This is a genomic window from Streptomyces sp. SID5785, from assembly GCF_009870065.1.
Taxonomy (GTDB): Bacteria; Actinomycetota; Actinomycetes; order Streptomycetales; family Streptomycetaceae; genus Streptomyces.
The window spans coordinates 1-13,781 of record NZ_WWIA01001136.1 but is presented as its reverse complement, the minus strand read 5'-3'; the positions used below and the strand labels follow the sequence as shown (position 1 = coordinate 13,781).

12 protein-coding genes and 1 pseudogene are annotated in these 13,781 nt (G+C 74.3%); 5 read left to right on the top strand and 8 right to left on the bottom strand.

Translation table 11 applies throughout. From position 1 onward, the window contains the following. Positions 1-64: 64 nt before the first annotated feature. Positions 65-991 carry a cyclase family protein gene (locus GTW43_RS36880; protein ID WP_161306323.1) on the bottom strand — a complete coding sequence of 309 codons (927 nt, stop codon included), beginning with the start codon at positions 989-991 and terminating at the stop codon, positions 65-67. A gap of 101 nt (positions 992-1,092) precedes the next feature. Between GTW43_RS36880 and GTW43_RS36875 the strand changes: the two genes are divergently transcribed. The 4 genes from GTW43_RS36875 (at position 1,093) to GTW43_RS36860 (ending at position 4,668) form a co-directional block, all read left to right on the top strand. Next, a complete protein-coding gene (locus tag GTW43_RS36875) occupies positions 1,093-2,004 on the top strand; it encodes an SDR family oxidoreductase (protein ID WP_161306322.1) in 912 nt (303 codons plus the stop codon). 42 nt (positions 2,005-2,046) lie between these two features. Then, positions 2,047-3,255, top strand: coding sequence for an acyl-CoA dehydrogenase family protein (locus tag GTW43_RS36870; RefSeq protein WP_161306321.1), 1,209 nt, complete (start codon positions 2,047-2,049; stop codon positions 3,253-3,255). Positions 3,256-3,289: 34 nt separating this feature from the next. Then, entirely contained in the window at positions 3,290-4,339 is a 1,050-nt protein-coding gene (locus tag GTW43_RS36865; RefSeq protein WP_161306320.1) for an alcohol dehydrogenase catalytic domain-containing protein, read from the top strand. A gap of 113 nt (positions 4,340-4,452) precedes the next feature. Further along, positions 4,453-4,668: a hypothetical protein gene (locus GTW43_RS36860; protein WP_161306319.1), complete on the top strand. Its 216-nt coding sequence runs from the start codon at positions 4,453-4,455 to the stop codon at positions 4,666-4,668. 34 nt (positions 4,669-4,702) lie between these two features. Here GTW43_RS36860 and GTW43_RS36855 read toward each other — a convergent pair whose 3' ends face one another. Then, positions 4,703-5,674, bottom strand: a complete 972-nt coding sequence (locus GTW43_RS36855; RefSeq protein ID WP_161306318.1) for a helix-turn-helix domain-containing protein — start codon at positions 5,672-5,674, stop codon at positions 4,703-4,705. A 152-nt stretch (positions 5,675-5,826) separates the two neighbouring features. Between GTW43_RS36855 and GTW43_RS36850 the strand changes: the two genes are divergently transcribed. Beyond that, complete coding sequence (locus GTW43_RS36850) at positions 5,827-7,035, top strand: MFS transporter (RefSeq protein WP_161306324.1); 1,209 nt, start codon at positions 5,827-5,829, stop codon at positions 7,033-7,035. 201 nt (positions 7,036-7,236) lie between these two features. On the opposite strand, the gene GTW43_RS36845 is transcribed toward GTW43_RS36850, so the two are convergent. From GTW43_RS36845 to GTW43_RS36820, 6 genes and pseudogenes are all read right to left on the bottom strand, one after another. Further along, complete coding sequence (locus tag GTW43_RS36845; RefSeq protein ID WP_161306317.1) at positions 7,237-7,845, bottom strand: flavin reductase family protein; 609 nt, start codon at positions 7,843-7,845, stop codon at positions 7,237-7,239. 82 nt (positions 7,846-7,927) lie between these two features. Next, a complete protein-coding gene (locus GTW43_RS36840) occupies positions 7,928-8,731 on the bottom strand; it encodes an enoyl-CoA hydratase-related protein (protein ID WP_237537011.1) in 804 nt (267 codons plus the stop codon). A gap of 59 nt (positions 8,732-8,790) precedes the next feature. Further along, a complete protein-coding gene (locus GTW43_RS36835) occupies positions 8,791-11,013 on the bottom strand; it encodes an acetate--CoA ligase family protein (RefSeq protein ID WP_161306315.1) in 2,223 nt (740 codons plus the stop codon). A 198-nt stretch (positions 11,014-11,211) separates the two neighbouring features. Then, a complete protein-coding gene (locus GTW43_RS36830; RefSeq protein ID WP_161306314.1) occupies positions 11,212-12,381 on the bottom strand; it encodes an NAD(P)/FAD-dependent oxidoreductase in 1,170 nt (389 codons plus the stop codon). Between the two features lie 105 nt (positions 12,382-12,486). Continuing rightward, complete coding sequence (locus tag GTW43_RS36825; protein ID WP_161306313.1) at positions 12,487-13,533, bottom strand: endonuclease/exonuclease/phosphatase family protein; 1,047 nt, start codon at positions 13,531-13,533, stop codon at positions 12,487-12,489. Between the two features lie 119 nt (positions 13,534-13,652). After that, positions 13,653-13,781, bottom strand: a pseudogene (locus tag GTW43_RS36820) (TetR family transcriptional regulator); the annotation flags it as partial.

The following is a 13,781-nucleotide window of genomic DNA, read 5'->3' as shown; positions in this document are numbered from 1 at the left end:
TCAGGGGCGCGGGGAACTGCGCGACCAGCCCCCACCGAACCCGCACCGGGGCCGTACGCAGGGGCTAGAAGACTGCCACCGGGGCCACCGGGGTGCCCGTCGCTCCTTGGAAGGGCTCCGGCATGGCCGAGAGCAGGAACGAGTGGCGGGAAAGTTCTCCACAGGTTGTGGACAGGGACTCCAGGTTCCAGTTCTGGCCCTGGAGCATGCCCATCTCGACGAGGTCGAGCGCATGGACGGGGAGCCAGAGGTCCTCGATCTCCGGCGGGAAGATCTCGAACGTCAGGGTGTCGTTGGCGACCGCCGCGACGTCACGGGCGTGGAACCACTCCGGGGTACGGACGGAGAGCCCCGGTGACGGGTACCCGTAGCCGTGCTTGTCGCCCGCCAGGTACACCTGGACCTGCCCGGTGCGGACCAGGACGACGTCGCCGGGCCGGACCGTCACCCGGCCGAACTCCGCGGCCTCGTCGAGGTCCTGGGGCGTGACCGCGTGGTCCCCGGGCAGCCGGTCGAGCCCCTTCGCCGCCGCCACGTCGAGCAGCACCCCGCGCGCGACGACGTACGGGACCGTGCCGATGCCGCTGTACTCGGCGCCGCCGTGCGCCGTGACGGTGTCCGCGGGCCGCCCGTTGTAGAGCCGGCCCGAGTGCGAGACGTGCGTGAGCGCGTCCCAGTGGGTGGCCGCCTGCAGCCCCATCGTCACCGCGTCGTCGCTGGTGGCGACGGTGCCGGGGCCGAAGATCTCCTGGTTGATCTGCACCATGGTGTGGAACGGGTTGATACGGCCCGGGATGAGCCCCGACTGCACGCCGTCCTCCTTGAGCGGCAGCGCGAGCGCCACCCGGCGCCCCGTGCGGACCTCGGCGGCGGCCGCGCGGACGGCCTCGTCGGTGACCAGGTTCAGGGTGCCGATCTCGTCGGACGCACCCCAACGCCCCCAGTTGTTCACGCGCTTGGCGATCTCGTGGAACTCGGCGGGCAGGGGCATCGGGTCCTCCCGGGTCTTGTGTTCCGGTATCTGACGGGTCGTAGAATCCGAACCCGAGAGAAATCTAACGGGTCGTCAGAAACCGCGGGAAGGGGCCGGGCGTGGGGAACTTCTTGGCAGGCAAGGTCGTCGCCGTGACGGGGGCGGGCAGGGGCATCGGGCGGGCGGTCGCGCTCGCCTGCGCCGCACAGGGCGCGCAGGTCGTCGTCAACGACTACGGGGTGTCCGTCGAGGGCGGCGAGCCCACCTCCGAGGTGGCACTCGGCGTGGTCAAGGAGATCGAGGCGGCCGGCGGCGCCGCCGTCGCCGTCGCGGACGACGTGTCCACGATGGCCGGCGGGCAGCGGATCGTGGACGTCGCGCTCGCCGAGTACGGACGGCTCGACGGGGTCGTGTGCGTGGCCGGGATCCTGCGCGAGCGGATGCTGTTCAACATGAGCGAGGAGGAGTGGGACCCCGTCGTCGCCACCCACCTCAAGGGCACCTTCACCGTCTTCCGCGCCGCGTCGGCCGTCATGCGCAAGCAGGGCACCGGCACGCTCGTCGGCTTCACCAGCGGCAACCACCAGGGCTCCGTGGCCCAGGCCAACTACAGCGCGGCCAAGGGCGGGATCATCTCCCTGGTGCGCAGCGCCGCGCTCGGCCTCCACAAGTACGGGGTCACCGCCAACGCCGTCGCGCCCGTCGCCCGCACCCGTATGTCGGCCAACGTGCCCATGGAGCTGAAGGAGATCGGCGAACCGGAGGACGTGGCCGCCCTCGTCGTCTACCTGCTCAGCGACCGGGCCCGCGAGGAGAAGATCACCGGCCAGGTCTACACCGTCGCCGGACCGAAGATCGCCGTGTGGGCGCAGCCCCGCGAGCTGCGCGCCGGGTACGCCGACGGGCCCTGGACGCCGGAGCGGATCGCCGACTTCCTGCCCGGCACCGTGGGCACCGACCCGATGCCGATGCTCGCGCGGCTGGAGGAGATGGCGCGGGCGGCGGCGGCCCGGGAACGGCCCAACCAGTAGGCGTACGGGAACCGGCGGTCCGCACAGGAAGGCGGTGACGGCGTGGAGTTCGGGTTCGGGGACGGGGACGAGGGCTTCCGGCAGGAGGCGCGGGCATGGCTCGCGGAGCACCTCGACGGCCGGTTCGCGGGCGCCCTGGGGCGCGGCGGCCCGGGCAGCGAGCACGAGGGCGGCGCCGCACGGCGCGCCTGGGAACGGGAGCTGGGCGAGGGCGGCTGGATCGGCCTCGGCTGGGACGCGGACGGCTACGGCAACCGGACCGCGACCCTGACCCGGCAGGTCGTGTGGGCGGAGGAGTACGCGCGGGCCCGCGCGCCGGGCCGCTACGGCCACATCGGCGAGAACCTGCTGGCCCCCACCCTCCTCGCGTACGGGACCGAGGAGCAGCGGCGGCGCTACCTGCCGCCGATCGCGCGCGGCGAGGAGCTGTGGTGCCAGGGTTACAGCGAGCCGGGCGCCGGCTCCGACCTGGCCTCGCTGCGCACCTCCGCGGTGCGCGACGCCGACGGGCGCTGGCGCGTCACCGGGCAGAAGGTGTGGACCTCGCTCGCGCACGAGGCCGACCGGTGCTTCGTCCTCGCCCGCACCGAGGCGGGCTCGCGCCGCCACCACGGGCTGTCGTTCCTGCTCGTGCCGATGGACCAGCCGGGCCGGATCGACGTGCGGCCCATCCGGCAGCTGACCGGCACCAGCGAGTTCAACGAGGTCTTCTTCGACGGGGCCGTCGCCGAGGACCTCGTGGGAACGGAGGGCGGCGGCTGGCAGGTCGCGATGGGCCTGCTCGGCTTCGAGCGGGGCGTGTCCACGCTGGCCCAGCAGATCGGCTTCGCCGAGGAGCTGCGCGAGGTGACCCGGGCCGCGGTCGCGTCCGGCGCCGCGGACGACCCGGTGACCGCCGAGCGGCTCGTGCGGCTGTGGGCCGAGCTGCGCACGATGCGCTGGCACGCGCTGCGCACGCTCGGTGGCGACCCGCGCGAGGCCGCGGCGGCGGGTGCGCCCAGCGTCGCCAAGCTCCTGTGGGGCGGCTGGCACCAGCGGCTCGGGGAGCTGGCGCTGCGGGTGCGCGGAGCCGCGGCGGCGGTCGGACCGGCCGACTGGTCGCCCGACGCGCCCTACGAACTCGACGCGCAGCAACGGCTGTTCCTGTTCAGCCGGGCCGACACGATCTACGGCGGCTCGGACGAGATCCAGCGCACCATCATCGCCGAGCGGGTGCTCGGTCTGCCCAGAGAACGAACCGGTCGCGGATAGGGCCGCAAGGCCCCGGCAAGCACAGGGAGGCGTCATGCGGGGTGTGGTGTTCGACGGTGAGCAGGTCGTGGTGGCCGACGACCTGGAGGTGCGTGACCCGGGGCCGGGGGAGGTGCTCGTCGCGGTCGCCGCGGCCGGGCTGTGCCACAGCGACCTGTCGGTGATCGACGGGACGATCCCGTTCCCGCGGCCCGTCGTTCTCGGGCACGAGGGTGCCGGAGTGGTGGAGGCGGTCGGGGCGGGAGTGACCCATGTGGCGGCCGGTGACCACGTGTCCCTGTCCACGCTCGCGAACTGCGGGGCCTGCGCCGAGTGCGACCGGGGCCGGCCGACGATGTGCCGCAAGGCGATCGGGATGCCGGGGCGGCCGTTCTCCCGGGGCGGCAAGGAGCTGTTCCAGTTCGCGTCGAACTCGGCGTTCGCCGAGCGGACCGTCGTCAAGGCCGTCCAGGCGGTGAAGATCCCGGCGGAGCTCCCGCTGACGTCGGCCGCGCTCATCGGCTGCGGCGTCCTCACCGGCGTCGGCGCCGTGCTCAACCGCGCCCGCGTCGCCGTCGGTGACTCCGTCGTCGTGATCGGCACCGGCGGCGTCGGCCTCAACGTCCTCCAGGGCGCCCGGATCGCGGGCGCCTCGACGATCGTCGCGGTGGACGCCAACCCCGCCAAGGAGGAGGCGGCCCGGCAGTTCGGCGCCACCACGTTCCTCACCGATGTCGCGGCGGTGCGCGAGGCGCTGCCCGACGGCGCGGGGCACGTCTTCGAGTGCGTGGGCCGCACCGAGCTGGTCCGGGCCGCGATCGACCTCCTCGACCGGCACGGGCAGGCGGTCCTGCTCGGCATGCCCGCCGCGGACGCGGAGGCCTCCTTCGTGCCGGCCCAGCTGTTCCTGGACAAGTCGATCCTCGGCTGCCGCTACGGCTCCTCGCGCCCCCAGCGCGACATCCGGCTCTACGCCGACCTGTACGCCCAAGGGCGGCTCCTGCTGGACGAGTTGGTGACCCGCACCTACCCGGTCGAGGACTTCGGCAAGGCCGTCGAGGACGCGGAGGCGGGCCGCGTGGCCCGCGGTGTGCTCACCTTCTGAGCAGCGGCACCGCACCGCACGGCGCCCCCGCCGCCTACCCTGCACGGAACCGTTCGATTATCGTGAAAGGACGGTGGGGCGGGCCGTGTCCGCCCCGGGCGACGGGGGTGCGCATGGCGGCGGTCGGGGTTCTGCTGGGAGTGCTGGGGCTGTTCGCGGCCCTGCTGTGCTGGAAGGTCGCACGGCGCCGCAGCACGACCGAGAGCGCGGAGGGCCTGCGCATCGAGCAGGACAGCCGCGTCGAGGCGGCCCGCAACAAGTACCAGTACAACGCGCTGGCGCAGCACAACACGATGCCGAACATCGGGGACTACCGCTCCAGGAAGTGACCGTGCCGCCGGTTCGGCACGTGCGAAACAGGCCCTAGCTGTGGAAGGTGCGGCGGTACGCGGTCGGGGTGAGACCCAGCGCGGCCTGGACGTGCTGGCGCATCGACTGCGCCGTGCCGAAGCCGGACGCGCGGGCCACCTGGTCCATCGGCAGGTCCGACGCCTCCAGGAGATGCCGGGCGTGCTCGACGCGCTGCCCGGTCAGCCACTGGCCCGGGCTGACCCCGACCTCCTCGCGGAACCGCCGGGTGAACGTGCGCACCGACATGGACTCCTGCTCCGCCATGTCCCGCAGCTGGATGGGCTCGTGCAGCCGCGCCAGTGCCCAGGCGCGGGCCCCGGTCGTGGAGGCGAGGCCGGGCTCGGGGACCGGGCGGTGCACGTACTGGGCCTGGCCGCCGTCGCGGTGCGGGGGCACGACGGTGCGCCGCGCCACGTCGTTGGCCACGCCCGCGCCGTGATCGCCGCGCACGATGTGCAGACACAGGTCGATCCCCGCGGCGACGCCGGCCGAGGTCAGCACGTCACCGTCGTCGACGAACAGGACGTCGGGGTCCACCCGGACCGCGGGGAACATCGCCTGGAACGCGTCGGCGTCCGCCCAGTGCGTCGTCGCCGGGCGCCCGTCGAGCAGCCCCGCGGCGGCGAGGACCCAGCTCCCGGTGCAGATGGAGACCATGCGCGTGCCGGGCCGCACGCGGGCGAGGGCGGCGGCGAGCCCGGGCGTCAGCCGGCCCTCCTCGAACACGGGCCCCAGCTCGTACGAGGCCGGCACGATCACGGTGTCCGCCGTGGCCAGCGCCTCGGGGCCGTGCTCGACCAGGATCGCGAAGTCGGCGTCCGTCCGCACCGGGCCCGCCGCCCGCACGGCGCAGGTCAGCACCTCGTACAGCGGCTCGCCCGCCGGGGTGCGGGCGCGGCCGAAGATGCGCTGCGGAATGCCCAGCTCGAAGGGGATGACCCCGTCCAGGGCGAGGACGGCGACGCGGTGCCGGTCGGTGCTCATGGCCCGATCCTAGCGAAGGATGTCGTCCGGGCCACTCGTCCGGTGGCCCGCGGTCGAGCAGGCTCTCCCGTGTGACGACGACTACGCAGAATTCCGCGGCCCCGGGCAGGGCCGCGTCCGGCGGCGGCAGCTCCCCCTTCTGGGCCTGGGCCGTGGCCGCGGTCACGTTCGTGACGATCATCGGCGCCGCCGCCTTCGCCTCCCTGCCGGGGCTGCTCATCGAGCCGCTCCACGACGAGTTCGGCTGGTCCCGCGGCACCATCGGCTTCGCGGTGTCCGTGAACCTCGCGCTGTACGGGATCACCGCACCGTTCGCCGCCGCGCTCATGGACCGGTTCGGCATCCGCCGGGTCGTGGCCGTGGCGCTCACCGTGATCGCGGTCGGCTCGCTGCTCACCGTGTGGATGACCGCCGCCTGGCAGCTCGTTCTGTGCTGGGGCGTGCTCGTCGGGCTCGGCAGCGGCTCGATGGCGCTCGCCTTCGCCGCGACGGTCACCAACCGCTGGTTCGTCGCCCGTCGCGGCCTCGTCACCGGCATCCTGACCGCGGCCGGCGCCTCCGGGCAGCTGGTCTTCCTGCCGCTCCTGTCCTGGATCGTCTCGCGGCACGACTGGCGGCCCGCCGCCGTCACGGTCGCGCTCGCGGCGCTCGCCGTCGTGCCGTTCGTGTGGCTGCTGCTGCGCGACCACCCCGCGGACGTGGGCGTGAAGCCGTACGGGGCACCGGCGTTCGTGCCCAAGCCGGCGCCCGTCACCGGCGCCGCGCGGCGGGCCGTGGGGGTGCTCGCGCGGGCCGCCCGCACCGGGCCGTTCTGGCTGCTCGCCGGGGCGTTCGCGATCTGCGGCGCCTCGACCAACGGGCTCGTCAAGACACACTTCGTGCCGGCCGCCCACGACCACCACATGCCGGTCACGGCCGCGGCGTCGCTGCTCGCCGTCATCGGGGTCTTCGACGTCGTCGGCACGATCGCCTCCGGCTGGTTCACGGACCGCTTCGAGGCGCGCCGGCTGCTGGCCGTGTACTACGCGCTGCGCGGCGTCTCGCTGCTGTTCCTGCCGATGCTGCTCGCGCCGAGCGTGCACCCGCCGATGCTCTTCTTCATCGTCTTCTACGGGCTCGACTGGGTCGCCACCGTGCCGCCCACGATGGCGCTGTGCCGCGAGCACTACGGGGAGGACTCGGCGATCGTGTTCGGCTGGGTGCTGGCGTCCCACCAGGTGGGGGCGGCGGTCGTGGCGTTCCTCGGGGGTGTGGCGCGGGACGTGTTCGGGTCGTACGACGTGGTCTGGTACGCGGCGGGGGCGCTGTGCGCGGTGGCCGCGCTGATGTCCCTGGTGACGCGACGAGGTGCTGCCGCCTGACCCTGGTCTTCGGCTTTCCCTCCGGTGGGGGCTGGTCGCGCAGTTCCCCGCGCCCCTGAAATGCAGGCGCTGCGCGCCGCATTTCCCCGAGGAAGGCGGAGCCTTCCAGGGGCGCGGGGCTGCATCCATCAGCGGCTTCGCCGCGGGGCGCGAGAAGCCCCACCGGCCCGCACCCGGCGACGGGCGGTCGAGGGCAGGTGGCTAGCCGGGCAGGGTCGCGAAGCGGCCCCGGTGGAACAGGAGCGGCCCCGCCGCGCCCTGATCCGTACCGAGCGCCCGCACGCGCCCCACGACGATCAGGTGATCGCCCCCCGTGTGCACCGCATGGATCACGCAGTCCACCCACGCCGCCGCCCCGGCCAGCCGCGGGGACCCGGAGACCGGCGCCGCGTCGTACGCGACCCCCGCGAACTTGTCCGCCCCGCTCACCGCGAAACCCCGGCACAGCTCGCCCTGGTCCGCCGCCAGGACGTTGACGCAGAACACGCCCGCGCGAGCGATCCGCGGCCACGTCGTCGACGTACGCGCCACCATGAAGGCGACGAGCGGCGGGTCCAGGGACAGGGACGCGAAGGACTGGCAGGCGAACCCGGCGGGCTCCTCGCCGGGCGCCGTGACGACCGTGACCCCGGACGCGAACGTGCCGAGCACCCGGCGGAACTCGGCGGGATCCACCGGCGCCCGTTCGTCGTCGCGCACCGCCCGCAGGTCGGGGCGGGGCAGCGGCTCGACGGGCGCCGCCGCCGTCGGGGCGCCGACCGACCTGAGGTACCGGACGACGGTGGCCGCCATCCCTGCGTGTCCCATCATGGTCCCAGTAGACCTGACGGGCCGTCAGATAGGAAGGGATGTGACAACACCGGGGCGGGGCGCCGGACGGGCCCTCCCCGCCTCACCGGCCCTCGTACGTCGCCGTGCGGCGCTCCACGAACGCGGCGACGCCCTCCTGCGCGTCCCGGGTCCCCATGTTCAGCTCCTGTGCCACCGCCTCCGCGGCGAACGCCGTCGCCCGGTCGCTCTCCAGCGACGCGTTCACCAGCTGCTTGGTCAGCGCGAGCGCGCGGGTCGGGCCGGACGCGAGCCGCTCGGCCCAGGCCCGCGCCTCCTTGGCGAGCGAGGCGTCCGGCACGACCCGGTTGACCAGGCCGAGCCGCTCCGCGTCCGCCGCCGGCAGCGCGTCGCCGAAGAACATCAGCTCCTTGGCGCGCTGCGGGCCGACCAGGCGCGGCAGCAGATAGGCGCCGCCCCCGTCCGGCACCAGGCCGCGCCGCGCGAACACCTCGACGAACCGGGCCGACTCGGCGGCGAGCACCAGGTCGCAGGCGAGCGCGAGATGGGCGCCGATGCCGGCCGCCGTGCCGTTCACCGCCGCGATCACCGGCTTCTCGCAGTCCAGGACGGCGGCGATGAGCCGCTGCGCGCCGCGCCGGATGGTCCGGGCGATGTCCCCGCTCACCCGTTCCCGGGTCTCGGCCGGGCCGCCCCGCAGGTCGGCGCCCGCGCAGAAGCCCCGGCCGGTGGCGGTGAGGACGACGGCCCGCACGTCCGGGTCGGCGGAGGCGTCGGCGAGCAGGGCGATCACGCGCTCGCGCTGGTCCCACGTGACGGCGTTCATCGCCTCGGGCCGGTCGAGGGTGATCCAGCAGACGCCGTGCTCGGCGCGGTGCAGCACGGTCTCGGTCACGGGTCGGGTCATCGTCTGCGGCATCCCTCGGTGAGTCGGCGGCGGGTGGCGGCGGTGCGGGGCCGATGGCGTCAGCGGCACACGGCGAGGGCGTCCAGGGCCACGGCGCCCTGTCCGCGCGGCAGCACCATCAGCGGGTTGACGTCCAGTTCCGCGAGGTCGCCGTGGAGTTCGAGGGCCATGCGCTGCACGCGCAGGATCACCTCGACGAGGGCGTCGACATCGGCGGGCGGCGCCCCGCGCACCCCGTCGAGCAGGGCGTGGCCGCGCAGTTCGCCGAGCAGGGCCCGCGCCTGGTCCTCGCCGAACGGCGGCACCCGGACCGCGGTGTCCTTCAGCACCTCCACGAGCACCCCGCCCAGGCCCACCGTCACGGTCGGGCCGAACAGGTCGTCGTGCGTGACCCCGACGACCATCTCGATGCCGCGCTCGACCATCTGGCACACCAGGACACCGTCCAGGTCGATGCCCTCGTAGCGGGCGATGTCGGTCAGGTCGCGGTAGGCGTCGCGGACCTGGCTGGCCGAGGTCAGCCCGACCTTCACCAGGCCGAGCTCGGACTTGTGGGCGAGCTGCGGCGCCGACGCCTTCATGACGACGGGGTAGCCGACCTGGGAGGCGGCCCGCACGGCCGCCGCCGCGCTCGTCACGAGCTGCTCGCGCGGCACCCGGATGCCGTAGGCGCGCAGCAGCTGCTTGGCCGCGTGCTCGCTCAGCTGCTTGCCGGGCCGCATCAGCGCCTGCGCCTTGCGGAAGGACGGCGAGGGGGTGCGGGGCGCCTCCTCGAACGGCGACCGGTAGGAGGCGGTGAAGCGGTGGTGCTCCAGGTGGGCGCGGACGGCGGTGACGCAGTTCGCGAACGTGCGGAAGGTCGCCACCCGTGAGGAGCCGAGCAGCGTCGTGCGGTACGCCTCCTCGGTGCCGAGGGGGGAGCCCCACACGACGCACACGAGCTTGTCGGTCTGCTCGGCGGCGTCCACCAGGTCCTGCGCGAGCTTGTCGCTCATCGGCGGGAACGGGCCGGTGATCGGGCAGATCAGGACACCCACGGACGGGTCGGCGAGGATCGCGTCGATGATCTTGCGGCCCCGCCAGTCGCCGACCGGGTGGCCGCCGTTGTCGACGGGGTTCGAGACGTTCAGGTACTCCGGTATCCACTGGTGCAGTTCGGTCTGCCTGGCCTCGGACAGCACCGGCAGGTCGAGCCCGCCGGCCGTCGCGAGGTCGGAGAAGTGCGCGCCGGTGCCGCCGGAGATCGAGTAGACGACGACGCCGTCGGCCCGCGGCGGCCTGGCGCGGGCCAGCAGGGCGGCGGTGTCCTGGAGTTCGTCGAGTCCGTCGACCCGGATGACGCCGAACTGCCGCATCGCGGCGTCCACCACGGTGTCCGCGCCGGTCAGCTTGCCGGTGTGCGAGGCGGCGGTGCGGGCGCCCGTCTCGGTGCGGCCCACCTTCACGGCGACGACCGGCACCCCGGCGCGTGCGGCCCGGTCCGCGGCGAGCAGGAACGACCGGCCGTCCTTGAGCCCTTCCACGTAGGCGGCGATGGCGCCGACCTCGGGGCGTTCGGCGAAGTAGGAGATGAAGTCGGCGGTCTCGAGGTCGGCCTCGTTGCCGGTCGGGGCCCAGTGCGAGAGCCGGATGCCCAGCTCCTGGAGGGTGAAGACGGGGCGGCCCTGGTGCCCGGACTGGGTGATGAGGGCGATGGCCGGGCCGTCGAGGTCGTCGCGGAACCGCTCGAAGGCGTTGAGGTTGGTGTTCGGGCCGAGCAGGCGCAGCCCCGAGCGGTCCACGGCCTCGGCCAGCCGCTGCTGCGCGTCCGCGCCCGCCTCGCCGGTCTCGGCGAACCCGGAGGCGAACGCGACGGCGAACTTCACCTTGGTGTCCGCGAGTTGCTCGACGACCGGGATCGGGTCCGCGACGAGCAGCACCGCGAGGTCGACGTCCTCGGGCAGCTCGGCGACGGTGCGGGAGCACGGCAGCCCGAACACCGTCGTGCGGGTCGGGTGCACCGGGTGGATGCGCGCGCCGACCCGCTCCGCCCAGCTCATGAGCTGGCGGGTGATGCCGGTGTTGGGCCGGCCCTCCGCGTCCGAGGCGCCGACGACGGCCACGGACTCGGGCCGGAAGAAGCGGTCCAGGTCGGGCACGTCGGCGCTGAGCGGCCGCCCGCTGACGTCGCGGTCGTCGGCTCCGGCCGTGCCGTGGACGGCGGGGCCGGGCTGTTCCCCGCAGGCGATCACGCGGGCCCGGCGGGAGTCGGTGGTCAGGGTGCCGTATGTCGATCCAAGCATCGTCCGCCCGCTCCTGTGAGGTTGGCCGGTGGTGCGCGGCCGCTGAGAGATAACTGACGCACAGTCAGATTACTGAACTGACGCTGCGTCAGGAACAGGGCTGCAGGCAAAGCCTGGTACGGATGTGCGGTCCTGGGGGCCGCAGGGGAATTCCTGCCCACTCCGCGGGCCGTCGGCACCTCGTGCGCCGGCCCGGGATCAGCGGCCCCTGGCCAGGGACTTGGCGATGCGCTCGGCGTCCAGGGCCATCTCGCGGAACATGCCGCTGATGGGGTTGGTGTACCCCTGGAAGTACAGGCCGGGCGCCCCCGGCACGGTGTGGGCGCCACGGGCGCGCGGCCGGCCGGTGTCCGGGTCGAGGACGTCGAGATGGCCGACGAGCGGCTCCAGACCCTGCCGGTACCCGGTCGCCGCGACGACCGCGTCCGGCGTGATCCGGGCGCCGTCGGCGAGCACGACCGCGTCGCCGTCGAAGGAGGCGACCGCGGCGACCGGCTCGACCGCGTCCGTGCGCACCGCGTCGATCAGGCCCACGTCCTGGACCGGGATCGACCCGGCGCGGGCCCGCGCGTACAGCCCCGTGTCGGGCCGCGGCAGCCCCTTGTCCGCCAGGTCCGGGACGCTGATCCGGGCCAGCGGCACGGCCAGCCGGTCGACGAGGCGGACCGGGAGGCGGCGGCACAGGATGCCGGTGCGCTGCGCGGGCCAGCCGAACGTGGAGCGGCGCACGAGGTGCGGGGCGGTGCGCACGGCGAGCCGGACGCGGGCGGCGCCGCCCTCGGCGAGGTCGACGGCGATCTCGGCGCCCGTGTTGCCGACGCCGACGACGAGCACGTCCTGCCCGGTGTACGGCGCGGGGTCGCGGTACTCGCCCGCGTGCAGCAGCGTGCCCGTGTACGACGCGGCGCCGGGCCAGTCCGGCAGCCGCGGGGTGTGGTTGTACCCGGTGGCGACGACGACGGCCGCCGAGCGCAGCTCCCGGCCGCCGGTGGCCCGCAGCACCCAGCCGGACCCGTCGGCGGCGCGGTCGACGCGGGTGACCTCGACGCCGGTGACGACCTCGAGGTCGTGGTACTCGGCGTACTTGTCCAGGTAGCGCAGCACGTCGTCGCGCGCGACCCAGCGGCCGAACCGGCGCGGCATGGGGAGCCCGGGCAGCGCCGAGAGCCGCCGGGTGGTGTGCAGGTGCAGCCGGTCGTAGTGGCCGCGCCACGAGGCGCCGACCCGGTCGGACTTCTCCAGCACGACGGCACGGACCCCGTGCGCCTTCAGGCTCGCGGCCGCGGCGAGGCCGCCGGGGCCGCCGCCGATGACGTACACGGGCGGACGTTCGTGGCTGCGGTCCGGTGGGGGAACTGAGGTGGTCACATGAACGGAGCGTAATCCGGACGCCGGTTGATGGGTTCCGGACAAGCGGGAAATCGGTTGCGAATCGATCACGGCGCCCGGCCGCGGGCCGGACGCCGCCCCCTCTCACCAGCTGATGTCCGCCGCCACGGGCAGGTGGTCGCTGCCCGTGCCGGGCAGCACCCAGGACTTCTCGGCGTGCACCCCGCGCAGCAGGATCTGGTCGATGCGCACCATCGGGAACGAGGCCGGCCAGGTGAAGCCGAACCCGGAGCCCGACTCGTCCTGCGCCGAGCGGAGCCCGTCGGTGAGGGAGTCGAACGCGCGGTCGTCCGTGGTGCCGTTGAGATCCCCGAGCAGCACCACGCGCGCGCTGCGTTCGGCGGCCAGGGCCTCGCCGAGCGCCGTCGCGTTGCGGTCCCTGGACTCGGTCCAGAAGCCGCCGCGGGGCATGACGCGGACCGAGCCGAGGTGGGCCACGTAGACGGCGAGCGGGCCCCGGTCGGTGGCCACGGTCGCGCGCAGGGCGCGGTTGCCGGGAAGCTTCTCCGCGGCGGTCTTGGTGGCGCCCAGCGGGCCCGCGTCGGTCCGGATGTCGACGGTCCGCACGCCGGACAGCGGCAGCTTGCTCCACAGGCCGACCGTGCCCAGGGCCGCGTGGTACGGATACGTGCCCGCGAGCTCCTTCTCGTACGTGCCCAGGGCCTGGTCCGTCACCTCCACGAGGGCCAGCACGTCGGCGCCCGACCCGGCCAGGGAGCGGGCGGTGCCCGCCGGGTCGGGGTTGGCCTCGGCGACGTTGTGCTCGGCGACGGTGAGGTCGCCGCCCGCACCGGATGACCGGTCGCTGAACACGCTGCCGAACATGCTCACCCAGACCACGGTGGGCACCAGGAGCGCGACGAGCGCGGCGGCCGAGCGGCGCCACAGCCCGCAGAGCAGCAGCAGCGGCACGAGGGCCCCGCACCACGGCAGGAACGTCTCGACCAGGCTGCCGAGCCCGAACCGGTCGGTGAGGTGCGCGTGCAGCATCAGCAGCAGACCGAGCAGCAGCGCGAGCGCGGCCGGGATCCGGCCGCGGCGCCAGGGCCCGGGCCGGGTCACGAGCCGGACGATCCGCGGCGGCGTCCGCCGGCTCGGTGCGGGGGTGGGCGGCAGTGCGGTGCGAGACATACGGCCAGTGAAGACGGGGCGGCGTTGCCGTGCCGTATGCGGTTCTCGATACGCGCACGACATGCCGCGCGCCCGGCCCGGCGTCCCCCGGTGGTGGCCGCGGCGGGGGTCGGCGCAGGTCAGGGGTCGGCGAGCCGGTCCACCAGGAGCGCCACCCTGAGCTCGGCCTCCTCCGGGCGGAGGCGGCCCGCGCGGGTCAGGGTCGCGAGTCCGTGCAGCGACGCCCAGAACACCTCGGTGAACACCTC

What these genes read in the sequence shown, in the direction of transcription:
- GTW43_RS36860 (WP_161306319.1), top strand. Translation starts at nt 4,453, where the DNA reads ATGGCGGCGGTCGGGGTTCTGCTGGGAGTGCTGGGGCTGTTCGCGGCC.
- GTW43_RS36825 (WP_161306313.1), bottom strand. Translation starts at nt 13,533, where the DNA reads ATGTCTCGCACCGCACTGCCGCCCACCCCCGCACCGAGCCGGCGGACG.
- GTW43_RS36865 (WP_161306320.1), top strand. Translation starts at nt 3,290, where the DNA reads ATGCGGGGTGTGGTGTTCGACGGTGAGCAGGTCGTGGTGGCCGACGAC.
- GTW43_RS36855 (WP_161306318.1), bottom strand. Translation starts at nt 5,674, where the DNA reads ATGAGCACCGACCGGCACCGCGTCGCCGTCCTCGCCCTGGACGGGGTC.
- GTW43_RS36845 (WP_161306317.1), bottom strand. Translation starts at nt 7,845, where the DNA reads ATGATGGGACACGCAGGGATGGCGGCCACCGTCGTCCGGTACCTCAGG.
- GTW43_RS36840 (WP_237537011.1), bottom strand. Translation starts at nt 8,731, where the DNA reads ATGACCCGACCCGTGACCGAGACCGTGCTGCACCGCGCCGAGCACGGC.
- GTW43_RS36835 (WP_161306315.1), bottom strand. Translation starts at nt 11,013, where the DNA reads ATGCTTGGATCGACATACGGCACCCTGACCACCGACTCCCGCCGGGCC.
- GTW43_RS36880 (WP_161306323.1), bottom strand. Translation starts at nt 991, where the DNA reads ATGCCCCTGCCCGCCGAGTTCCACGAGATCGCCAAGCGCGTGAACAAC.